General features: G+C 47.2%; 19 protein-coding genes. 10 read left to right on the forward strand and 9 right to left on the reverse strand.

Annotated features, from left to right (window positions below):
• Positions 1-233: 233 nt before the first annotated feature.
• The gene (locus CLV98_RS01020) at positions 234-1,979 is read right to left on the reverse strand and encodes a T9SS type B sorting domain-containing protein (protein ID WP_109672066.1); all 1,746 of its coding nucleotides are present in this window, start codon (positions 1,977-1,979) and stop codon (positions 234-236) included.
• Between the two features lie 535 nt (positions 1,980-2,514).
• Here CLV98_RS01020 and CLV98_RS01025 point away from each other — a divergent pair.
• Together CLV98_RS01025 and CLV98_RS01030 are read left to right on the forward strand one after the other, a co-directional pair.
• Positions 2,515-3,912: an ArnT family glycosyltransferase gene (locus CLV98_RS01025; RefSeq protein WP_109672068.1), complete on the forward strand. Its 1,398-nt coding sequence runs from the start codon at positions 2,515-2,517 to the stop codon at positions 3,910-3,912.
• Positions 3,913-3,975: 63 nt separating this feature from the next.
• Complete coding sequence (locus tag CLV98_RS01030; protein WP_109672070.1) at positions 3,976-4,404, forward strand: DUF3592 domain-containing protein; 429 nt, start codon at positions 3,976-3,978, stop codon at positions 4,402-4,404.
• Positions 4,405-4,421: 17 nt separating this feature from the next.
• On the opposite strand, the gene CLV98_RS01035 is transcribed toward CLV98_RS01030, so the two are convergent.
• The gene (locus CLV98_RS01035) at positions 4,422-5,270 is read right to left on the reverse strand and encodes an AraC family transcriptional regulator (RefSeq protein ID WP_109672071.1); all 849 of its coding nucleotides are present in this window, start codon (positions 5,268-5,270) and stop codon (positions 4,422-4,424) included.
• A 181-nt stretch (positions 5,271-5,451) separates the two neighbouring features.
• Here CLV98_RS01035 and CLV98_RS01040 point away from each other — a divergent pair, with 181 nt between their 5' ends.
• The 7 genes from CLV98_RS01040 to CLV98_RS01070 all read left to right on the forward strand — a co-directional run bounded on the left by CLV98_RS01040 (position 5,452) and on the right by CLV98_RS01070 (position 12,621).
• Positions 5,452-6,615, forward strand: coding sequence for a cytochrome P450 (locus tag CLV98_RS01040; protein ID WP_109672073.1), 1,164 nt, complete (start codon positions 5,452-5,454; stop codon positions 6,613-6,615).
• Positions 6,616-6,619: 4 nt separating this feature from the next.
• On the forward strand, positions 6,620-6,928 hold the full coding sequence (locus tag CLV98_RS01045) for a 2Fe-2S iron-sulfur cluster-binding protein (RefSeq protein WP_109672074.1): 309 nt from the start codon (positions 6,620-6,622) through the stop codon (positions 6,926-6,928).
• A gap of 20 nt (positions 6,929-6,948) precedes the next feature.
• Positions 6,949-8,202 (forward strand): NAD(P)/FAD-dependent oxidoreductase, encoded by a 1,254-nt coding sequence (locus CLV98_RS01050; protein WP_211319957.1) that lies wholly within the window; start codon positions 6,949-6,951, stop codon positions 8,200-8,202.
• Between the two features lie 40 nt (positions 8,203-8,242).
• On the forward strand, positions 8,243-9,361 hold the full coding sequence (locus tag CLV98_RS01055; protein ID WP_109672077.1) for a Zn-dependent alcohol dehydrogenase: 1,119 nt from the start codon (positions 8,243-8,245) through the stop codon (positions 9,359-9,361).
• 237 nt (positions 9,362-9,598) lie between these two features.
• The gene (locus CLV98_RS01060; RefSeq protein WP_109672079.1) at positions 9,599-11,062 is read left to right on the forward strand and encodes a M28 family peptidase; all 1,464 of its coding nucleotides are present in this window, start codon (positions 9,599-9,601) and stop codon (positions 11,060-11,062) included.
• Between the two features lie 37 nt (positions 11,063-11,099).
• On the forward strand, positions 11,100-11,909 hold the full coding sequence (gene ispE, locus CLV98_RS01065) for a 4-(cytidine 5'-diphospho)-2-C-methyl-D-erythritol kinase (RefSeq protein ID WP_109672081.1): 810 nt from the start codon (positions 11,100-11,102) through the stop codon (positions 11,907-11,909).
• 97 nt (positions 11,910-12,006) lie between these two features.
• Positions 12,007-12,621 (forward strand): cytochrome c oxidase subunit 3, encoded by a 615-nt coding sequence (locus tag CLV98_RS01070; protein WP_109672082.1) that lies wholly within the window; start codon positions 12,007-12,009, stop codon positions 12,619-12,621.
• 12 nt (positions 12,622-12,633) lie between these two features.
• Here the strand turns inward: CLV98_RS01070 and CLV98_RS01075 are convergent, their stop codons facing one another.
• From CLV98_RS01075 to CLV98_RS01095, 5 genes are all read right to left on the reverse strand, one after another.
• Positions 12,634-14,217, reverse strand: coding sequence for an OmpA family protein (locus CLV98_RS01075; RefSeq protein ID WP_109672084.1), 1,584 nt, complete (start codon positions 14,215-14,217; stop codon positions 12,634-12,636).
• Positions 14,218-14,268: 51 nt separating this feature from the next.
• Entirely contained in the window at positions 14,269-14,880 is a 612-nt protein-coding gene (locus CLV98_RS01080; protein ID WP_109672085.1) for an LOG family protein, read from the reverse strand.
• Between the two features lie 34 nt (positions 14,881-14,914).
• Positions 14,915-16,297 (reverse strand): UDP-N-acetylmuramate--L-alanine ligase, encoded by a 1,383-nt coding sequence (locus CLV98_RS01085; RefSeq protein WP_109672087.1) that lies wholly within the window; start codon positions 16,295-16,297, stop codon positions 14,915-14,917.
• 229 nt (positions 16,298-16,526) lie between these two features.
• Positions 16,527-17,747, reverse strand: a complete 1,221-nt coding sequence (gene hmpA, locus CLV98_RS01090) for an NO-inducible flavohemoprotein (RefSeq protein ID WP_170120656.1) — start codon at positions 17,745-17,747, stop codon at positions 16,527-16,529.
• Positions 17,748-17,889: 142 nt separating this feature from the next.
• Positions 17,890-18,462 (reverse strand): hypothetical protein, encoded by a 573-nt coding sequence (locus tag CLV98_RS01095; protein ID WP_109672088.1) that lies wholly within the window; start codon positions 18,460-18,462, stop codon positions 17,890-17,892.
• A gap of 172 nt (positions 18,463-18,634) precedes the next feature.
• On the opposite strand from CLV98_RS01095, the gene prfA reads away from it, so the two are divergent.
• Positions 18,635-19,708, forward strand: a complete 1,074-nt coding sequence (gene prfA, locus CLV98_RS01100) for a peptide chain release factor 1 (protein ID WP_109672090.1) — start codon at positions 18,635-18,637, stop codon at positions 19,706-19,708.
• 45 nt (positions 19,709-19,753) lie between these two features.
• Here prfA and CLV98_RS01105 read toward each other — a convergent pair whose 3' ends face one another.
• Both CLV98_RS01105 and CLV98_RS01110 read right to left on the reverse strand, forming a co-directional pair.
• Positions 19,754-20,305, reverse strand: coding sequence for a thioredoxin family protein (locus tag CLV98_RS01105; protein ID WP_109672091.1), 552 nt, complete (start codon positions 20,303-20,305; stop codon positions 19,754-19,756).
• A gap of 130 nt (positions 20,306-20,435) precedes the next feature.
• Entirely contained in the window at positions 20,436-21,359 is a 924-nt protein-coding gene (locus tag CLV98_RS01110; RefSeq protein ID WP_229203149.1) for a DMT family transporter, read from the reverse strand.
• Positions 21,360-21,437 lie beyond the last annotated feature (78 nt).

Below are 21,437 nucleotides of genomic sequence, written 5' to 3' on the forward strand. Positions count from 1 at the left end.
AGGACAGGTCATGGTGGGGGGATACGTTTATTGGCGTGCGCACCATCCTGTCGCATTTAGGGGAGATGACGACTATACTTGGATTATGGGGCTATCGCCCCTTTTTGGGTTTGGCTATCAAAACGATAATATCGATAAACTTCTGTCTTAAGAAAACCTGTAAATACTAGGAAGAGCAGATATCATCTGGTATTGCACCAGAGTATGGTTTGGAATAATGGAGTTTTATAAATTTACCGAATTAGCTGAAGCCCGCCTTTGTAATACAAAATGGCTCCGTTTTTCATTTCGGCTTCCACCTTATAAGTATATATTCCGGGAGGGCTCATTAAGCCATCGTATAGGCCCGTCCATCCCTGGTTAGGATCGGATGGTGCAAAAGAATGGTTATAGAAGATTACTTGGCCCCATCGATTATAAATGGTCAAATGGGTGATTTTCTTGATACAGTCTCCTGCTAATACATAAAATACGTCATTTAACTGATCGTTATTGGGTGAAAATGCATCTGGTATAGAAACACCACAAGGTATAACGGTCAAAGTTATTTTGGCTGTTCTGGCACATACTTCCTCAGGGTCGGATACGATGACCGAAAAAACCTCTGACATCATGGGCTTGGCCCAAGGCCGATCACAATCCCAGCAAGAGAGGCTCATGCTTTCATTCCATCGGTATAGGTAATTGTCATTTGGCGGATCGGCCAATATTTCTATTTGGGTACTGTCGCCTTGGGTGATCGATAGGCGTGGGGTCCAGGTCAGATCTAACTTTAAAACGGTAAGGTGCGTGGTTACAAGGCTATCACAGCGATTGGGCCGGGGGATGGTATTGATGAAAGTGCCTGTTTGATAGTAGGTGGAGTCCCCAACCCACAGGGTATCACCTTCACAAATAGCTATATGCTGGGTATACTTTGGGACCGGGTTGACGGTCAAAACTAAGGTTACCGTACTGTCACAGATGCTTGATTTTAAAACATTTCTAACGAAAGTCCCTGAGGTGCGATAAACGGTATCCCCTACTGTAACTTCCTCTCCATCACAAATTGTTTTTAGAAGTGTAGATTCGGCTTTTTTATATGCGATGGTATAGTCCAATTGAAATTCGCAGGACTCATTTAAACTACCTAGCGGCAGCAGTTTGACGGAATAAAGATCGCCAGCTGAGGCCTTTACGGAGCTGGTTTGAGCGGTACTGCCATTACTCCAAGTATATTTTGCAAAACCTGCAGGAGCCACAAGGGTTACATTTCCGGCTTCGTCGGGACATAAAGAGGCCTGTTTAATTTCAGATTTTAAGCATTCTGCATCAAAATAGGCATAGCCAAAATGTCGCTGCCTAGTGCAGCCATGAGCGGTAACTTCCATGGTGATTTGCTCTCCGATGTAATTCCTTAAATCGATGGCTCCATACGTCCAATTTCTATATTGTATGTCGCCAGACGCCATAAAACCATCAACGGTATCGTTTCCTTGTAACTGCACATCATAATTACTACAGGCGAGTTCCTGTCCCTGGCTATTATAAATCACAATGTTGAACCCAGGTTTCTGATAAGGCTCATGCCCCGCATTCCCATTTCCGTTAGCGCCAGAATTCTGTAGTACAACCGCAAATTTATACTGTAGGAGGGTATTGTCGGCTGTAACCGTAAAATTGGTTTTGAGCCTAGAATAATGTCCTCCTTCGGTAATGTTTCCAATTCTGATGGAATGGGTGCTTCCCGGCGCCACCATGGGAATGGAGGGTATTTTGGGGTCATTTCCGTCGGTCAAATTGGTAATATAATGATCATTGGAACCACTTTGCTCGGCACTATAAACAGTTTTTTGATTGGCATCGGTCACGGTACCATAGGTAAGTGTCCAGCCGCTCGTTGTGCCCAGCTCAAAACCAATGTTTTCACATCCAACCTGCCCATGAGAATGGTGCAGTACCCCTAAAGAGAAAAGTAAAACCAGTAAAGTTTTTTGCATGTATAAGTTGCTAACAATAAAAGGAATAGGGTCATATTACAATCAAAAGTTACGTTAAAAAAAACTATACTGTTGCATTGAAAAAATTAAATATCTTCCATTCTCCATCTTATTTTATAAGCTTTCCATAAATTAGTATCTACTGGAAAGAGTTGGGGTGTTAAGGAAAAAATTGGATTGGCGTTGCTGGGAGGGGAATATTGATATTTTTGCAAATAAATCTATATGCTTTGTCTGTATAAAGACTAGTAGTGTGAAAAACTGGAGAGGCCCCCTTAGTGATTTTGATTATGAATATAAAACCGGAGACAATTTAAATGGATCGTAGCACTACCTTAAAAAAAATTGGAGTATTTAGGGTTAAAAATACGGTCAAAATTTTTGAACTTTAGCCGAAGGGGCCCTACTTTTAGTTCGATTCTAGAAGTATTATAATTTCGATCTGGTATCGCATCGGTTTTAAGCTAATATTCACAGCGAGCGGAATTAACTGATAAGGCAGGGTACAATCAGTCCAATTAATTTTTTAAATACTATGCCCCAGGCTATCTCTTTAACTAAAATTCAAACCAACATCGGTTATTTCACACTATTGGTCTACGCAATATTGTATTTTACCAGTTCTAAGGGAATCAACTGTTCTAATGATGGTAGTCATTTTGCATTAGCCAAATCAATCTACTACAACCATAAAACAGAAATCACTCCATTTTTCGGATATGTGAAAGATACCGATTATGCCGTAAAAGATGGAATTATATATTCGGATAGGTTACCAGGAAATGCGTTTCTCATGCTTCCTTTTATTGCCTACTCCAATTTCTTTGAGTTTGTTAGCAAAAGCAGTTTTGGTAACAAGTTTGAAGCCGATATCATAGCCGTCTTATTCCTCCCCAATATATGTGGCATTTTAGGCTTGGTTTTGATGTTTCTTCTCTATCTGAAAATCGGCTTTGGTTTTAATTTGGCCTATTTATCTACGATTATTTATGGAGTTTCCACCCTTCATTGGTTTGAGTCGGTGCATGCTTTTTCTCATGCACCTTCCATGCTTTTTGTAATGATGGCGGTTTACCTTGCTATTATTTCGATCAAAGATATAAACAGAGATAAACGATACTTGTATGTGGTCGCAGCGTTAATTGGGTTTTCTACGCTTATTGAACTACAAAACATACTTTTTTTCTTCCCCATCTTTCTGTACATTTTTGTATCAGCGAAGGTCGATTTTCGGGAATTTAGGTCGTGGGTTCCCATTCTATCGGGCTGCGTAGCCCTATTGACGTTCTTTGTCGGATGTCTTGTTTATTACAATTACATTACATTTGGGGAGCTCTTATTAAAAAGCAATACCTATAATCCTCATTTTCCCGAAGAAAAGTCCTTTAGTAGCGCCCTTTCAGGCAATTCCATACTAGGCTTAGATAAGCTTTTAACCAATTTCTCTAATATTAATTTATATGTAAACTGGCAAAAGGGAGTTGGGAATGATATCCCCGGTTTATTGGTTTCCTCCCCAATACTTCTTTTGTCCATTTGGGGATTTGTGCCATTTTTGAAAAGGGAAAAAAACATGGCCTTGCTTTTTTTGTTAATGATCGGCATTTCTATTGCTATCGCCGCTTTTCACAAAACCACGCTTACACGGCACATTTTCACCATTAATCCATTTTTTTACTTCCCTATCATTTATTCCTTCCGATATATTTGGAGAGCCAAAAAGTTTAGGATTATGGGTTTGGGGCTCGTCGCCTTATTAGTCCTGATAAGTACCTTTCGTATCGCTTACGTAATTCACACTTATTATGGACGAGGTAGCAGGGGTATTTTCGGATTCCAATCAGAAATAGTATCATTTGTTGTTTTTTACACTTCCTTGGCAGCCCTTTTTCTTATACTTACCGGAATACAAAAGAAACTCAAGAAGGTTTGATCAAATAGAGTGTTCCTAACCCCTTGATACCTAAAACCATCTTAAAATCTCACCCCTCAAAAAATGGAAAAAGGATCCGCATGGTTTAAAAATATTCTACTGGTTATGGTTGGTCTGGCCTTGCTAGGAGGAGGTGTCTATTTTTTGAAGGATAAAATGGCCTTCTTCGTCGATTCCGTTCCCACAGAAGGGGAGGTGGTGGAGGTAACCACTATTAAAAGCAGAAGCAGGGACTATTACTACCCCGTCATTCTGTTTAAGGCTAGCGACGGCCTAAGCTATACATTCACTTCCGAAACAGGCACCAGTGCGGCATTTGACTATTCCAAGGGTGATATCATAAATATCAGATACCTAAAGGAGGATCCTCAAACGGCCAAAATGAATAGTTTTATAGAATTGTGGGCGCTGCCCATGGCGCTGCTCGTTGCGGGACTGACGGTATTGCTAAGTGGAGGGAACGCCCTTTACAGGAAGTTCAAACGAGCCTAGAGGCGTCGGGCTAAGCCCTATCGGTAGCGCTCTCCTGCATATTGCTGGCGGTATTTGAGTGGGGTTATGCCGTGAAGCTCTCCGAATTTTTTGTGGAAGAACTGTAGCGACTCATAGCCACAGGCATAGCCGATCTGCGCGACGGTGTCGTCCGTGTCGAGCAGCATTCTGGCGGCCATATTGATGCGGTATTCGTTGAGGAAGACGAAAAACGATCGACCCATCATTTTAGTAAAAAAACGAGAAAACGACTGTTCCGACATATTCACCAGGTCCGACAATTCTTTGAGGTAGACCTTCCGGTCAAAATGTGCCCCTACGAAATCATGAATCTTGGCCATGCGGGTGCTGTATTCTGTGGGCAGGTCGTCGGTGAAGCTGGTTTCGGACAGGGTTCTATAGGGACATTTGGCCAGCTGGGCGAGCAGCGTCAACAGTTGCAGGTAGAGGTCGGGACCTTCGAGCTGGGGGAAGGTCTTGAGTTGGGCAATCAACGGGGCGGAATCTTGTTTGTCAAAAATAATCCCTTTAGAGGCCGTTTTGAGCATATCGAATATAGGGGCTAGCTCGGGGACCTTGGGGAACACCCCTACGTTCCATTGCACCACCACCGACCGGGAGAGGCCTTCCTGCTGGGTGCTGTTTTTCCAGCAATGCGGTAAGTTCGACCGCAGCAACACCAATTCGCCCGGCTGATAGCTGCCCACATAGTTTCCGATGAACTTGGTGCCTACACTCTCTTCAATATAGGTCAGCTCATGCTGGGGATGAAAATGCCAGGGCGTTTCAAAGTTTTTTTTGGCATAGTAAAACCCCATAATCGTACGCTGCTCTCCAAGATGTATGGGTTCTAATATCGGCTTCATACCATCGGCGGTTGATCGGTCGCTGTGTTTAATACTGTATTCTATCGCTAGCGATACAAAAATAATACAAAGACAACAGAATAGTTTACTTATTGGTGAAAACAGGCGAGGTATTTGCCGTAGAAACGCCCAATCTTTGTGTTCTCGGAATATTTAAAACATATATATATAATATTATAATATGAAAAACAGCACGCTTCCCGATCCCTTCGAGCAGGCTCGATTGGAAAAAGGCTACGGAGAAATGGACGACCAGAACGATCCGGTTACGATGGTATTAAGACTTAAGGACGTACGCAAATGTGCGCATAACTGGAAGTCCTACAGCTCGGAGGCGGTGCCTGGGCGGATCGTAGTACCTTCGGAAGTGAATATTCGGGATATGCGGCAGATCCCCTTCGAGGTCGATCCGCCACGCCATGGCGCATACAGGGCTTTGGTAGAGGCCTGGTTTAAGCGCCCGCTGCAAGCCGAATACCAGCAACGCCTCACCGATCAGATCAGCGGTATCGTAGATCAGTTTGTGGGGCAGGAGCGGGTGGAAGTGGTGAGTGAACTGGCCCTGCCCTTGCAGTCGAGGGCGCTCACCCTGTTGCTCAATACCGATTATGGCGAATCAGAGAAGTGGATATCATGGGGCACCCACGTGTTTCGTAGTGAGGGAGTGGCGTTGGATGGGGATAAAGCCACCGTGCTTTACGATTATATAGACGAGCAGATAGAAAGGGCCCAAAAACAACCCAGTGGGGACTTGTACTCCGTGCTTTTAGATTCGGAAATAGACGGCCGGAAAATGACTCCTGAAGAGGTAAAGGGCGTATTGGTGCTGACTTTTGCCGGTGGGCGCGACACGGTGATTAATGCCGTTACCAACGCTATAGCCTATTTTGCGGAGCACCCAGAGTCTTTGGCTCGGCTACGCCAGGAACCCGACATCACTGGGAGGGCCGTAGAGGAGATGATTCGGTATTTTTCGCCCCTTACCCAAATGGGCCGGGTGGTGATGGAAGATAGCCAGGTTTGTGAGCATGCCGTAAAAGCCGACAGCCGGATTTCTTTGTGCTGGGCCTCCGCCAATAGGGACGCTGCCGTATTTGAAAATCCCAATGAAATAGTACTCGACCGGAAGATTAACCCACATGTGGGCTTCGGCTTTAGCCATCATAACTGCCTAGGGGCTACCCACGCCCGACAGATCATGAAGATATTGCTCCAAACCCTAGCTGAAAGGGTTAGCACCATCGAAATGCTGGATTTTACAGAAAATATAGAGGAACTCGATGAGTTTAAGCGTAAGGTAGGCTTTCATAAATTATCCGTAAAAATTAATCCCATAAATCATTAATCCCATGGCTCAAATAACCTTTATCACCAACGACAATCAGACCATTACCTTAGAAGGCACCGCCGGGTCGGTGATGGCCCTGGCCGTAGAGAACGGGGTGAGTGGCATCGACGGCGACTGTGGTGGGGTATGCTCCTGCGCTACCTGCCATGTGCATGTGGCACCCGAAGATATGCATAAAACGGGACCAGCTTCCGAAATAGAGACCGATATGCTCGAACTCGACGATAATGCCAACGAGTACAGCCGTTTGTGCTGCCAGATAGAAATCAGTGGGGCCTTGGATGGCATAGTGCTGACGGTGGCCAATTAAATAAAAAAATGATGACTGAAATGCCAACAAAGAAGCCAGTCTGTGTGGTGATAGGGGCGAGCCATGCCGGGGTAAATTTCGCTTTTGCCTTGCGAAAGGAAGGATGGGAGGGAGAGATACTCCTCTACGATGCGGACCCCGAGCTGCCTTACCACCGTCCCCCACTGTCGAAAACCTATCTGAGCAACGACGATGGGCTAGATAAAAACCGGTTACAGGCTGCCGAGCGTTATAACAAGGAACAAATAGTGCTGAAACTCGGTGAGACGGTCGTTTCTATGGATGGCCAGGCCAAGCATATCGTGCTGGCCGATGGGGGTATTCAGCCATACGACAAGCTGGTACTGGCTACAGGGGCTCGCCCCTTTATGCCCCCCATCAGGGGTATAGACCAGGCCAAAAACCTTTTTCCGTTGCGTACCGCCGCCGACGTAGCGCATATAAGGGAGGTATTAAGGCTGGGAACTTCCAAAGAAGTGGTGATTATTGGAGGAGGGTATATTGGGCTGGAGACGGCGGCCTCCCTGAGAAAGCTGGGAGCATCTGTGACGGTCCTGGAGAGGGAAGAGCGGGTATTGGCCCGGGTAACGGCACCCGAAATGTCTGCCTTTTTTAACGACCTTCATGCGGCGCATGGGGTGAAAGTTTTTACTTCTAAAAATGTAGTGGCTATAGAGCCCCATGGAGAGGCGAATGAGGTGCATTGTAGCGATGGAACGGTGTATAAGGCCGACCTGATCGTGGTAGGGGTGGGGATCGTAGTCAATAAAGAGTTGGCCCAACAAGCCGGCCTAACCATTGATAATGGAATTAGAGTCGACGCCTCCGCACGGACCAGCGACGAGTCGATCTTTGCCATTGGCGACTGTACCTACCATTACAACCCACATTATGGCCGATATGTGCGACTGGAGTCGGTACAGAATGCCGTGGACCAAGCCAAGGTGGCGGCAGCCGCTATAGCCGGCAAGGAGCCCGTTTACGATACATTGCCTTGGTTTTGGTCGGACCAGTACGACGTGAAGCTGCAAATGGTAGGCCTTTCACAGGGCTATAACCAGGTGCTGGTGCGGAAGGAAGCGGAGAACCCAAATAGCTTTTCGGTCTGGTATTTCCTCGACGAAGTGTTGCTAGCGGTAGATGCCGTTAATCAGGCCAAGGCCTATGTATTGGGTACTAAACTGATAAAAGGAGGGCAACGCATCGACAAGACCCAGCTAGCCGATCCTACCGTGGACTTCAAGTTGGCCAACCTTCTTAGTGAATCAATCTAAAAGCTCCAATGGTGTGAGCTTTCTAAAAACTATATAAAATATGTCAGTTACATCAAAAAGTGCGGTGGCTACTGGTACGGGTGGTTTTGTGATCGACCAGGTGGTGGTGCAGGATCCCGAGTCGGACGAAGTAATGGTAAAAATGAAGGCTGCCGGCCTCTGCCATACCGACTACGATTCCTTGTCGTGGGGTAAACCCATCGTGATGGGGCACGAAGGGGCGGGAATCATCGTGAAGGTAGGAGCGGCGGTAAAGGGACTAAAGGAGGGCGACCAGGTGATCCTCAATTGGGCGACGCCTTGCTTGCACTGCTTCCAATGCCAAGAAGGAAACCAACATATTTGTGAGAACCACTCCCCGGTAGTAGCCGGTGGAAACGGACATACTCCCGGACACGCTCATCTGGAAGGGAGCCAATGGAAAGGCCAGGCCATCGAAAGATCGTTTAACCTGGGTACCCTGAGTGAGTATGTTTTGGTGAAAGAGTCGGCCGTAGTGAGGGTGGAGGAGCCTAATTTGAACTTCTCGGCCGCCAGTATCATCAGTTGCGGGGTGATGACCGGCTATGGTTCGGTGGTGCATGCCGCTAAGCTGGAAGCGGGTAGCTCGGCAGTCGTTTTGGGCTGTGGCGGAGTGGGCCTCAATGTGATCAACGCCTGCCAAATCTCCGGTGCGGGGCGCATCATCGCCGTCGATATCAATCCGCATAAATTGGAGTTGGCCCGGCAGTTTGGTGCCACCGACTTGTTATTGGCTGAGCGCGACGACACGGGTTTGCTCAGGGCCGCCCAGCGAGTAAAAGACCTGTTGGGAGGGCGTGGAGCGGACTACGCCTTCGAGTGCACCGCCATACCAGCCTTGGGGGCCGCTCCCCTGGCGATGGTGCGCAATGCAGGCACGGCCATACAAGTGAGTGGAATAGAAGAAGAAATCACCATCGACATGCGGTTGTTCGAATGGGACAAGGTGTATATCAACCCCCTGTATGGGAAATGTCGCCCCCAGATCGACTTCCCCAATCTGATGCGACTGTATAAGAAAGGTGACCTTAAGCTGGATGAAATGATCACCCGAGCGTATCGGCTCGACGATCTGCAACAGGCTTTCGACGATCTGTTGGCCGGTAAGAATGCCAAAGGCGTGGTGGTGTTCGACTAAGAAGTTTGTGAAGAAAAGGTTCTTAATACCATTGAATATCAACGGAATAGGTCGGTTGAAAGGGGCTTCTTATGGCTCTTTCTTTCGACCTTTCAATCATTTTATTGCTTAATCCGAACCTTTGGAATCCTTTTAGCGTCTAATTTATGTTAACTTTAGTCCGCATATTCGAAGAGGACTGGTTACCAATCAGTAAGTTCGGATTTTGGAAAAACAAATCGTTGAATTGGCGTTATTATGAAAAAAAAGTTACTGCTGCTTTTAGCTGGGGGTGTGTTTCTAGCGTTTTCGGCCTTCCGTGGAGGGGAGAAAAAGTGGGAAAGAAGTTTTCAAAAAATTAATAATGAGGTTAGTAAGCACAGTAGGGCGTACCAAACACTGGATGAGGCCACTTCCTCAATAGGGCACCGGCTAACGGGTAGTCCTAATGGGCAGCAAGCGGAAGAATACGCCTTCAATCTTTTGAAGGAATACGGTTTTACCGACGTCGTATACCAGCCCTTCGTCGTGGAGTCCTGGATGCGCGACACCGTTACGCTCAGTATGGCGCCGAGCAGTAGCGATAACTTTAGGGAAATTCCTGTCGTTTCTCTGGCTCATTCGCCCGTAGATGCCAATCTGCAGGGAGTAGTAGTGGACGTGGGCAATGGCTTGGAGGAGGATTTTGAAGCCGTAAAGCATAAATTGAAAGGCAAGGTGGCTATGGCCAATATCGGGTTGGTAGACGCAAAAGGTAAGAAGAACCTTCACCGTTCCGAAAAAACGGCTCTAGCCATTAAATATGGAGCCGCAGGGATCGTCATGGTCAATGGTGCTCCAGGAAATATATTATTGACAGGTACGGCATCGGTTACCGGTGGTATTATTTCTATTCCGGCAGTCTGCATCTCTAGCAGTAGCGGGGTGGAAATTCGTAACTGGATAAAAGAAGAGGGACCCTTGGAGGCTCAAATAGAAATGCATAACCTTTCTAAGCCTATAAAAGCCAGGAATGTGGTGGCGACCATCAAGGGTAAAACCGATGAAACGGTGGTGATCGGGGGGCATTTGGACTCTTGGGACCTGGCCACTGGCGCCATCGACAATGGTATAGGCTCTTTTGCGGTGATGGACATCGCCCGTACTTTTCGCAAGCTGAAAGTGAAGCCCGAAAGAACCATCCAATTTGTACTCTTTATGGGCGAAGAGCAAGGTCTATTAGGATCAAAGCATTTTGTCAGGGAGTTGAAAAAAACGGGACAGATCAATCGGGTGAGTTTTATGATGAATCTCGACATGACCAACGACCCTAAAGGGATCAACCTGTTTGGTCGGGAGGAGATGAAATCATTTTATGAGCCGGTGAGCGAGGCGATCAAGCAGGTGTATCCAGCCTTCAAAAATGAATCGGCCAACCGGGCGGGGCTGCACAGCGACCATCAGCCTTTTATGCTCGAAGGAGTACCCATTGCCGGGCTCCTAGGACATCTCGATCGGTCGGTATTGGATTGTTATCATGCCGACTGCGACGATATGGAGCTAGTGGATGAAGCTGAGCTAAAGAATACCGTTCGGGTGGCGGCGATGTACCTGTATGCCCTGGCTACCGCGCCCGAATTACCCGTAAAAAAACTGTCGGATAGCAAGACCAAAGAGTTTTTAATATCACAAGGACTCAAAAATGAATTGGTGATAGGTCAAGAATGGCGCTGGGGGAAATAATTTTTCCCCACTATTGACAACATAGGTTCGAAATTTCATGGTGGTATTCCCCAACGCAAAAATCAATATAGGCCTCAATATTATAGGAAAAAGGCCGGATGGATTCCATAATATTTCCTCTTGTTTCTATCCCATAGGGTGGACAGACGCCTTAGAGGTGGTGCCGGCCGAGGAGCTCGTATGCCATGTGGCAGGGATCGACGTGCCAGGGGCCGAAGGCGATAATTTATGCCTTAAGGCCTACCGCCTGCTGGCCAAGGACTATCCTCTGCCGACGGTGGCCCTCCATTTGTTGAAGGCCCTACCCATTGGCGCTGGGCTGGGTGGTGGCTCCGCCGACGCTACCTTTACCCTAATGGCGCTGAACCAACAGTTCGACTTAAAACTGTCGGAGGCTCAGCTGGCCGACTACGCCCGGCAACTTGGTAGCGATTGCGCTTTTTTTGTAAAGAATGAACCGGTATACTGCTATCAGAAGGGCGACCAGTTCGAGCCCATCGCCCTTTCCTTGGCTGGTAAATGGATCGTAGTAGTCAATCCTGGGATTCATATCTCTACGGCTGAGGCCTATGCTGGTATTATAGCAAAGGAGCCCGCTCAGGATCTTCGACAGAGCCTAATAGCCCCAATAGAAGAATGGCGATATAATGTGGTAAATGATTTCGAGGGTCCTTTAAGCGCGAAATACCCCGCAATAGGACAAATTAAGAACCGACTCTATGAGTCGGGGGCCCTGTATGCTTCTATGACGGGGTCGGGTTCTACCGTTTATGGAATATTTGATCAAGAAACCGATTTAATGAATTCCTTTGTAGGACTAAAGCAGTGGCATGGGGTTCTAAAATAAATTTGAGTTTACATATGCGGGAAATTTATTTATATCCGTTATATTAACCCATTGATAGCTTTATTTCTACAAGGGTCGATAATCAGCAGTTGTTAAGATGAGTACCAAGCACTCTACCCGTTTCGATGAAAACAAGTTTACCAAGCGACGAGAACCGCTTGGCTTTATGCTTTGGTTAGGGCTAGGGGGTAGTATACTCCTGTTTGCCGTCATCTTTTTCAGTTACTGGACCAGAGTCAACCCCGATAGTTATAATTATATCGTCCTTCCCGACCTATTCTGGTTAAGTACCTTAGTCATTCTTTTTAGCAGTATTACGCTTCATGAAGCCAACTTAGCCTTTAAACAGGAGCGGTTCCTTCATTTTAGGATATTTCTGGGGGCTACCCTGGCCTTAGGCCTAATCTTTATGGTGCTACAGGCGAGTGGTTGGTATGTAATGTCCGAAAACTGGGTCTTTGTTAAAGACAATATGGCCATAGGCTTCGTGTATCTACTCACTGGCCTACATATGTTGCATATTCTGGTAGGCGTCGTCTATATGGGAATGCTCTTTCAAAAGGCTTTAAAGAACAGTTCCTATGTCGACTCGTTCGTTTATAGTGTAAACCCTCCAAACCGGCTAAAAGTGAAACTGGTGACCCGGTATTGGCATTTTGTAGATGCCCTTTGGTTGGTCGTATTTTTACTTTTGGTGGTGATCTATCACTGACATTTCTCTATTTTATTTCTTTAGAATTTTAAATTCTACCCTCCGGTTTTTCTGTTGCCCTTCGGGGGTGTCGTTACTGGCTACAGGCTTAGTCTCTCCATATCCTTTGCTGGCAATGCGGTCGGGCTCTATTCCTTTTCCTATCAAGTACTCGCGGACAGAGTCGGCCCTGTCTTGGGAGAGTTTTAAGTTAAAAGCATCGCCTCCCACGTCGTCGGTATGTCCCCCTAGTTCTATGGCTAAGGTTTTATTTTCGGACATGGTTAGGGCAATACGGTTTAGCTCGGGAGAGGAGGTCTTGTCTAAGGTAGATTTGCCGGTAGCAAAGAAAATGTTGTTGAGCCTTACGATCTGCCCCTCTTCGATCGGAATTAATTTTAGAGACTGGTTGGTGATTTCCTTATACTGGAGTTTGCCATTGCTCCCCGTGGAGTCGGTAAGGTCTACGTTTTCTCCTTCGGCAATAAAATTGGGGGCCACGGCGCGCATCCCGTATTTCTGACCATAAGGAAGCACAATTTTGTACTCACCGGTGGTAGGGTTGGTGGTGGCCGTACCTACCTCTTCTCCATCTGCAAGATTTTCATATATGATAGTGGCTTCTACTGGCTTGCCGGTTTTGGAGTCGATCACCTTCCCGCTGATCATCACCACAGGGTCGGGCGTGGGGATTTGCGCAATAGGAGCGGCGGCGGAGTCGCTTTCGGTGGGCGTTTGTTGTGGCCTCAAATCGTAACGCACGATATCGCCTTTTTTCTCTTTATCCTTAAAGGAAATCATATAGGCATAGTCGCCTAATGCCGATATGGTGTAGTAGGCGTCGTATTCGGGGGTGTTGATTTCGGCACCGAGGTTGACGGGCCGGCTCCAGCGCTTCCAACTTTTGTCGATACGCTTGCTGTAATAGATATCATTGCTACCTTGACCTCCTTTTCTGTTACTTGAAAAATAGAGGGTATACCCGTCCGAAGCCAGGAAAGGGGTGGTTTCGGTAAACTCCTTGCTGTTGATCTCCGGTCCTAAATTCATAGGCTTGGACCAATCCCCTTTTTTGTCTTTAAAGCTTACATACAGATCATCGACCTTGCTATTCTTTTTCTCGCTAAACGACATCACCAATACCTTCCCGTCATTGGACAGAAAGCCGCAGTCAAACTGTCCCTTGCTGAGCTTGGTATATCCAGGAATTTCCAGCTTATTGGGTCTGCTCCATCCTCTGGCGGTTTTTTGGCTCACAGAAAAACCTCGCGTTTCATACACCCCATTTTTATAAGAACCTTTTATAAGAATCGTGTTTCCATCGGGCGTGATGCTGTAGAGGCTATTATAGGTTTCGCGGTTGAGGGGTGCGGGTAGCCTCTTGGCGGCCGTCCATAGGTCGTTTTTAAGTTCCGAATACCAGATGTCCTGACTGCCCTTCGTACCGTTGGTGTTCTGTGGGTGACTGATCCGGCTAAAATAGATCGTCTTCCCGTCAGGTGCGATGATGGGCGCTATTTCGTTGTATTCCGTATTGACCGTTTTGCCTAAGTTTTCGGGCTGGGCATAGCAAAATACTCCGCTGATGATAAAGAAGAAGGGGGATAAAATCCGCATTATTAACTTGAGTATAGAGTAGGTATAGTTATCAATGGTACGGGGCAGTCCCTATTCGGGTTTCTGTTTACCGTCTTCGATGTATAACGTACGATCCAAGTTCTTATTTTCACCTTGCTTGCTTATGTACGCTTCCATTTGTGAAAGTAAGCCGGCTATGTCGGTATCTACCAGTAGTAGCTCCTTATTGGAGGGGTGCAAGAATCCTTCCTCTACCATTTTGTCGAGCTGCAAAAGGAGTAGATCGTAGTATCCGTTCACGTTGAGTAGCCCAATGGGCCCAGAGAAGATTTTTAGCTGGGCCCATGTTAATATCTCAAAGAGTTCGTCGAAGGTTCCATAGCCCCCAGGTAGTGCGATGACGGCATCGGAAACCGACACCATCTTAGCCTTCCGCTCATGCATGGTATCTACCAGGTGTAGCTCTGTGAGGGTGTTATGTGCCACCTCCAATTTGGCCAAGAAGTTCGGGATTATTCCAGTAACCAAGCCTTCGTTTTCGATGGCCCCATTGGCTACTTTACCCATGAGGCCCATATTTCCCCCACCATATATTACCCGGATGGCCCTGTTGGCGAGCGCTTCGCCCAAGGCATAGGCTTGTTGGGCATAAATAGGGTTCTTCCCCGAGCTGGACCCGCAATAAACGACTATTGATTTCATCTTATATTAGTTGCGTGTTTTTCTTTGGTCTTTTTTATGCTAAAATTTCCTCAGTCAGCGCCTTCAGGTCCATGCCTCCAAATGTCCCTGAGCTCATTAGTAAAAGGTTGGCCTGCTCCCATTTCAGACTGGTTAAGAAGGCCTTTAGGGCAGCTGCTTCGGTAAATATATGTAGGTCGTCTCGCTTAAAGGCCGCCTTGATCTCCTCTTCTGTGATGGGCTCCAGTCTCTTGCTTTCGACGGTATGCGGGTTAAAATATACAACGGCTACGTCGGCAGCATTGAGTTTACGGCGGTACTGACTCATAAACGACTTGTTAAGGCTGCTAAAAGTATGCAGTTCTGCGCAGGCTACCAGTGTGCTTTCCGGAAACTGCGCCTTTACCGCTAAGGTGCTGGCCTCCACCTTGGAGGGAGCATGGGCAAAATCGCGGAAAATATGTACCTCACCCTTAGAGGCTAGTTTTTCTAATCGTTTGGAAGCCCCCTTAAAGCTGCTGATCGCCTTGTAAAAGTCGGGCTTGGTGATTCCTAATCGCTCACAGACATCCCATGCCCCGCTGATATTTTTCATATTATGCTCCCCAAAAATGAGCAGGGGCACCAGTTCGTCGGTATCGGTTTGCAGGTACGTTTTGCCTTCCACTATTTTGGACTTATGCGCATTATAAGGGATGGCGGCGACGTCGGGGCGGCCCTTACGCCCTATCACGTCGAGCATATTGTCGGTTTCATCGAAAATAATGGCGCCGGCTTTTGGGATACTGTCGGCGAGGCGCTCGAATTGCTGTACATACTGCTCCCAGGTAGAGAACACATTATAATGATCCCAGGCAATGCCGCTGATCAGGGCGATATGGGGCTGATAATGCATAAACTTAGGGGTCTTGTCCAGGGGCGAGGTGAAGTACTCATCTCCTTCGATAATAATGACCGGCGCATCGTTAGAGAGCTTCACCATATTTTCGAAGCCATCGAGCTGAGCCCCTACCAAGTAGTCGAATACACGGTTATGGAATTTTAATACATGGAGAATCATGGACGTTACCGAAGTTTTTCCATGGCTTCCTGCAATAACCACCCTTTGTTTGTTTTGGCTATGCTCGAAAATATACTCGGGATAGGAGTATACCTTAATCCCTAGCTCCTTGGCTCTGGCCAATTCGGGGTTGTCGGCCCGGGCATGCATACCGAGTATTACGGCATCGAGGTCGGGGGTGATACGCTCGGGAAACCAGCCCATCTGAGTGGGTAATAAATGATGCTTGGCCAACCGACTTACCGAAGGCTCGTAGATCTCATCGTCCGAACCGGTAATAATGATGCCTTTTTGATGAAGGTCGATAGCCAAATTATGCATTACGCTACCGCCGATTGAAATAAAGTGTATTTTAGAAAATGTTGATTTTGGGTCCATTGTTACGATCACCTAGCTGTTACGGAGCGAAGTTAACAAGTTTTAAAATGCGTGCAAGTACCCTTTTGCTCCTAATGGCCAATTATTCAAAAATTCCTTCTGGCTAAGGGAGGGGATTGGACCGGTAGTTGTGGTGGGGATCGAGGCGATAAGGCTATGCCGGGCTACGGCCGTTGGCTTGTGAGCCGACGGCCATAGCCCGGCATAGGTGGGGGGCTAAAAAAAGATATTAATTCTCGTTAAAAGAGAGCGTCTGTGGGCCAAATTCCTCGAAATGAATGGCTTCTCTACGGATCCCTTTTTCAAGTAGCGCCTTCATATGCTTGGTGATAAAGGGGGCCGGACCACAAATATAATAATCGGCGTTGGGGGCTAATATGGCCTCGTCGAGGAGGTCCAGGTCCACCCAGCCCTGGTATGCCTGCTCGGTATGGGGGGGCGTAGGTGGGGTGTCGTAGAAAATATGTTTGGAGACTTCCTTATTTTCTTTCGCCCATAGCTCTAGTTGGTCTTTGAATGCATGGGCATCTATGTCCTTGCATCCATAAATCCAGGTCTTGGGTTTCTTGCTACCCGTTCTGATTAGCGCTTCCAACATGCTCATGAGGGGAGTCTGGCCGACGCCCCCACTGATAAATATGGCGGGATGGTCACCTTGGTCCTTGAGGAAAAAGCTTCCAGCAGGTGCCGTTACTTCCACGATGTCGCCTTCCTGAACATGGCTATGCAGCCTGTTGCTGATGAGGCCATCGGGATTAGGCTCGGGGGCTCCCTCTTTTTTGACCGAAATTCTGTAATATTCGCCATTTGGCGCATTGGAAATGCTGTATTGACGGGGCTGTAAAAGGCCCAGCTCGGGTATAAATAGGCGAATGCTTAAATATTGGCCGGGAATAAAGTCGGCAACCGGCCCTCCATCGGTAGGTACAAGGTAGAAAGAGGTTATTTCACTCGACTCCTTCTGTTTCTTTTTGATGGTAAAGGGTTTCCATCCGCTCCATCCACCTGGTCGCTGTACTTGCTGGTGATAGAGGCCATCCTCATGCCCTGTCATGATACTGGCTAGCTGGTTGTAGGCGGCCGTCCAGGCTTCTAACAGAGCGGGCGTCGCCGCTTCCCCGAGTACCTCCCCGATAGAGGCGATCAGATGCTTGCCTACGATCATATACTGCTCGGGGCGTATGTTGAGGCTCACGTGCTTGTGGCCGATTCCGTCGACAACCGGCATCAATACCGAGGGGTCCTCTATATGCTCGGCATAGGCCAGTACCGCCATTGCTAGTGCGGTCTGTTGTTTTTTATTGCGCTGGTTGGCTAGGTTAAATACATGCTTGAGTTCAGGATTGCCACTCAACATGCGCTTGTAAAAATAATCTGTCAATAATACCCCGCTTTCCTTCAATATAGGTACGGTAGCTTTTACCAATTCCTTCTGTTCGGTCGTCAGCATGTGCTCTCATGATTTGGGTGAAAGAAAAATTCTTCCCAAATATAAGCCATAATAAATATTAAAAGACCTTAATATCTTTTATTGAATGAATATCTTTAATGCGGCCTAAAATTCCTTTAAATAATCTTAAATATGGCTGCGTTCAATCGACAAGCTGTTTGGCATCAAGCTTACGGATAATCTGCTTTTTGTCGAACACCAGCGCCCAAAGGGCAAAGTGGTCGTCGGGGGTGCAGCTATTACAAATGGGGTGGTCGGTAGGCACCGGAGCGTTGTACAGCAGCAGGGAGTCGCCCAGGGTCTGGATATTATCTTTGTCGGTGGGGTTGTTCAGTGCCGCATACTGATAGGCTTTCAGCATTTCCAGTTCTTTGGGGAGCAGGTCGGGGTTGTGTAGGTCGGCGGTGCTCCACAGGGACATACGTACCCCATATTCTTTTGCTAAGGCGGCAAGCACGGGGATAGAATTTAAATTTTTACACAGGGTAGCGGCCTTTTCGGGATGGGCCTCTAACTCTTTCGCCAATGATTTTTGGGCGATTTGTGCAATTTTCTTACCCCATTCATCTACCGTATAAATCAGCTGCGTATTGGTCACTCGTTTTATTTGGCTGGCTTTTATTTCTTTAGAGAGTTCTTTGGTATTGTCGAGCCTTTTGGCATTACAGGCCCCCAGTAGCAGGAGCAGTCCAAGAGAAAGAGGCAAATTTTTCATGATAGCATTTTTATAAACGTCAAATATAGGATAAGTATACCAAGCAATGCAAGTAAATACCGGCCACTGGGGCCATGGTACCTGGTAGGAGGCTGCGGCAAGGATATTATAAAAACTTAATAATAACTATCTTTGTGCACCTAAAAGAATGGTATAAAGAATTAACGAGCAGATGATAGATAAATTAGAGGCGATCAAGGAACGTTTTGAAGAAGTTTCGCAGCAAATCAGCCAACCTGAAGTCGTATCGGACTCCAACAAATACTCGAAGTTAAGTAAGGAGTACAAGGACTTGGGGCGCATTGTGGAGCAGTACGAGGCCTACCTTAAGTTACAAAAGGAAATTGCCGGCAACAAGGAGCTAGTGGCTACTGAGAAGGATGAGGAGCTTAGGGAGATGGCCAAGGAGGAGTTGGATATGCTGTTGCCTAAGCTTGAGGAAATGGAAGCGACCATCAAGGAGTTGCTTATTCCGAAAGACCCTAACGACAGCCGCAACATCATATTAGAGATTAGAGGCGGAACGGGGGGCGATGAAGCCGCCATATTTGCTGGCGATTTGTTTAGGATGTACCAGCGGTTCTTCGAAAAAATGGGTTGGAGAGCTTCCGTAATGGATTATACAGAGGGTACCAATGGAGGATATAAGGAGATCATCTGTAAGGTAGAGGGTGAGGACGTATATGGAAAAATGAAGTTCGAATCGGGCGTACATCGGGTGCAGCGGGTTCCACAAACGGAATCGCAGGGACGGATCCATACATCGGCGGCTTCTGTGGCCGTGTTGCCCGAAGCGGAGGAAGTGGACGTGCAGATCAACATGAACGACGTTCGGATCGATACCTTTATGTCGTCAGGAGCGGGTGGCCAGTCGGTAAACACGACTTATTCGGCGGTTCGCCTTACCCACATTCCGTCGGGCTTGGTGGTAAGCTGCCAGGACGAGCGTTCACAGCTCAAGAATAAGGATCGGGCTCTTAGTGTCTTAAGGTCGCGCTTGTACGAAATAGAACTCAAGAAACATAACGATGCCGTTAGTTCCCAGCGCAAGTCGATGGTGGGCAGCGGTGACCGTTCCGATAAGATCAGGACTTATAATTACCCACAAAGCCGCATTACCGACCACCGCATCGGGCATACGGTATATAACCTTCCTGCGGTTATGGAGGGCGACATTGCCGACTTCATCGAAAAGCTGCGTATTGCCGAAAATGCAGAGCGTATGCAAGAAGGAGAATCGGTATAAGACAAAGCTCCCGAATGAGGGTAGCCAGTTCGACAAGAGGAGGCCTTAGGTTCCCTGCTTAAAAAGCCGTTTATAACTGGTTTTTTTGTAGGTATCGAAGGCCTCTTTTTTATGGTATCCTTCTCCGAAAAAAGTAATCACCTCATGGTATTCCCGAGCCTTCATATAACCGGGTAAGGGTTGGATCATCTGAAAGTGATCGTCGAGAAAGACCGTGGTAGGGTAGCTAGGCTGGTTGTTGGTGAGCGAGAGCGCCAGCTGGTGAACGCGGTTGGCGGCATCGTATTCGAACTGCATATTCCCTAAGGTAACGGGTTCTTTTTGCTCCGCGTTGAATTTGACAGCGTAGTAGTTTTCGTTGACGTAGGCGGCTACTTCGGAGTTACGGAAGGTTTCGCGGTCCATCACCTTACACCATCCACACCAATCGGTATATACATCGATAAGAATCTTTTTGGGCTTCTGCTGGATTTTGGCGTAGGCCTCTTCAATGGTGATCCACTGAATCGGGGAATCCTTAGCGGGGCCGGTACTAAAAGCCGTACTCAGGCTAAGGATGGCTAGTAGCAGGATATAACGTAAAGTGGTGTTGATCATGGCAGTTTTTTCTTCAGAACAACAAATAGTCGGTTAATAGTTTCCTTGGCTTCAATCTTGGAGGACAGCACGAAAGGGTGCATAGGCCTCTAATGATGTCGGAGCGATCTACCCCCCTGAGGTATTCCCGTCAACTTTTGGATTTGGTAAGTGCTATAAGCACGCCTCCAAATATAATGAGTAACATGCCTATCACCATGGCTGTGGAGGGCAAGCTTTCGCCCATGAGGATACCCAGAATGGTAGAAAACAGAATATTGGAATAGCCTATTGCGGCAATCCGCCCAGCCTTGTCGTAGGTAAATGCCTGGGTGAGCATCTTTTGGCCCAAATAGGCCGTAATGCCCAGGGCCAGAAATCCTAGCCAGTGGTAAGTAGTATGAGGTAAAATAAAGTGTCCGACTAGAAAATTGTCCTCAATTTCAGGAAAGGACTCTCCTATGACCATCGACAATAGGGGCATCAAAATCCCGCTGAGCATAAAGGATAAAATGATGGTACGGACGTCATAATACTGCCCTAGGCGCCTTATAGAGAGGTAAGAGACGGCAGTAAGGATAGCGACTCCCAATCCGAGGATATGCTCACCGGCAGGAACGTCGAGGTCGGGTCGGAAGACGAATAGTATCCCCACAAAGCCGATGAATATGGCCAGCCATTCTGGTATTTTGAGCCGTTCACCCAAGAATAACCACGACAATAGGGCCAGGAATATAGGATAGGTATATTGATAAGTAGCGGCATGCCCCAGGCCTAGTACCTGTATAGAATAAAAGAACATATAAAGCGACAGGGTACCTACTACTCCTCTGAAGATCAGTAGCCCTAGTTTTCCTCCGGCTTTTCGCTCTATAGGGCGGCTGCGAATACTGAGCCAGATAAACAGAACTCCGATTATATTTCTAAAGAAAACCAGTTCTAAAGTGGGATAGTCCTTCCCGAGCCATTTTGAAATACCGGCTGTAAGTGCGAAAAACAGGGTAGTGCCCAACATAAGCAGCGTACCCTTATGCTGGTGGGAGATGGTAAAACGGTTGGTGAGCGTATTGAGCAAGGTGCTTTTTTGGGCAAAGATAAGGGATCGCTTTTAGCTGTCGCTGTGTTGGCGGGTATAAATCGGAATTCACCGGTA

It is taken from the genome of Dyadobacter jejuensis (assembly GCF_003149085.1).
Classification (GTDB): domain Bacteria; phylum Bacteroidota; class Bacteroidia; order Cytophagales; family Spirosomataceae; genus Dyadobacter; species Dyadobacter jejuensis.

Bases quoted from the DNA above. Each gene is read 5' to 3' on its own strand.
- CLV98_RS01060 (WP_109672079.1), top strand. From the start codon at position 9,599: ATGAAAAAAAAGTTACTGCTGCTTTTAGCTGGGGGTGTGTTTCTAGCG.
- CLV98_RS01085 (WP_109672087.1), bottom strand. From the start codon at position 16,297: ATGGACCCAAAATCAACATTTTCTAAAATACACTTTATTTCAATCGGC.
- CLV98_RS01055 (WP_109672077.1), top strand. From the start codon at position 8,243: ATGTCAGTTACATCAAAAAGTGCGGTGGCTACTGGTACGGGTGGTTTT.
- CLV98_RS01105 (WP_109672091.1), bottom strand. From the start codon at position 20,305: ATGATCAACACCACTTTACGTTATATCCTGCTACTAGCCATCCTTAGC.
- CLV98_RS01045 (WP_109672074.1), top strand. From the start codon at position 6,620: ATGGCTCAAATAACCTTTATCACCAACGACAATCAGACCATTACCTTA.
- CLV98_RS01035 (WP_109672071.1), bottom strand. From the start codon at position 5,270: ATGAAGCCGATATTAGAACCCATACATCTTGGAGAGCAGCGTACGATT.
- CLV98_RS01070 (WP_109672082.1), top strand. From the start codon at position 12,007: ATGAGTACCAAGCACTCTACCCGTTTCGATGAAAACAAGTTTACCAAG.
- CLV98_RS01075 (WP_109672084.1), bottom strand. From the start codon at position 14,217: ATGCGGATTTTATCCCCCTTCTTCTTTATCATCAGCGGAGTATTTTGC.
- CLV98_RS01040 (WP_109672073.1), top strand. From the start codon at position 5,452: ATGAAAAACAGCACGCTTCCCGATCCCTTCGAGCAGGCTCGATTGGAA.
- CLV98_RS01050 (WP_211319957.1), top strand. From the start codon at position 6,949: ATGCCAACAAAGAAGCCAGTCTGTGTGGTGATAGGGGCGAGCCATGCC.
- ispE (WP_109672081.1), top strand. From the start codon at position 11,100: ATGGTGGTATTCCCCAACGCAAAAATCAATATAGGCCTCAATATTATA.
- CLV98_RS01030 (WP_109672070.1), top strand. From the start codon at position 3,976: ATGGAAAAAGGATCCGCATGGTTTAAAAATATTCTACTGGTTATGGTT.
- CLV98_RS01025 (WP_109672068.1), top strand. From the start codon at position 2,515: ATGCCCCAGGCTATCTCTTTAACTAAAATTCAAACCAACATCGGTTAT.
- CLV98_RS01095 (WP_109672088.1), bottom strand. From the start codon at position 18,462: ATGAAAAATTTGCCTCTTTCTCTTGGACTGCTCCTGCTACTGGGGGCC.
- prfA (WP_109672090.1), top strand. From the start codon at position 18,635: ATGATAGATAAATTAGAGGCGATCAAGGAACGTTTTGAAGAAGTTTCG.
- CLV98_RS01020 (WP_109672066.1), bottom strand. From the start codon at position 1,979: ATGCAAAAAACTTTACTGGTTTTACTTTTCTCTTTAGGGGTACTGCAC.
- hmpA (WP_170120656.1), bottom strand. From the start codon at position 17,747: ATGCTGACGACCGAACAGAAGGAATTGGTAAAAGCTACCGTACCTATA.
- CLV98_RS01080 (WP_109672085.1), bottom strand. From the start codon at position 14,880: ATGAAATCAATAGTCGTTTATTGCGGGTCCAGCTCGGGGAAGAACCCT.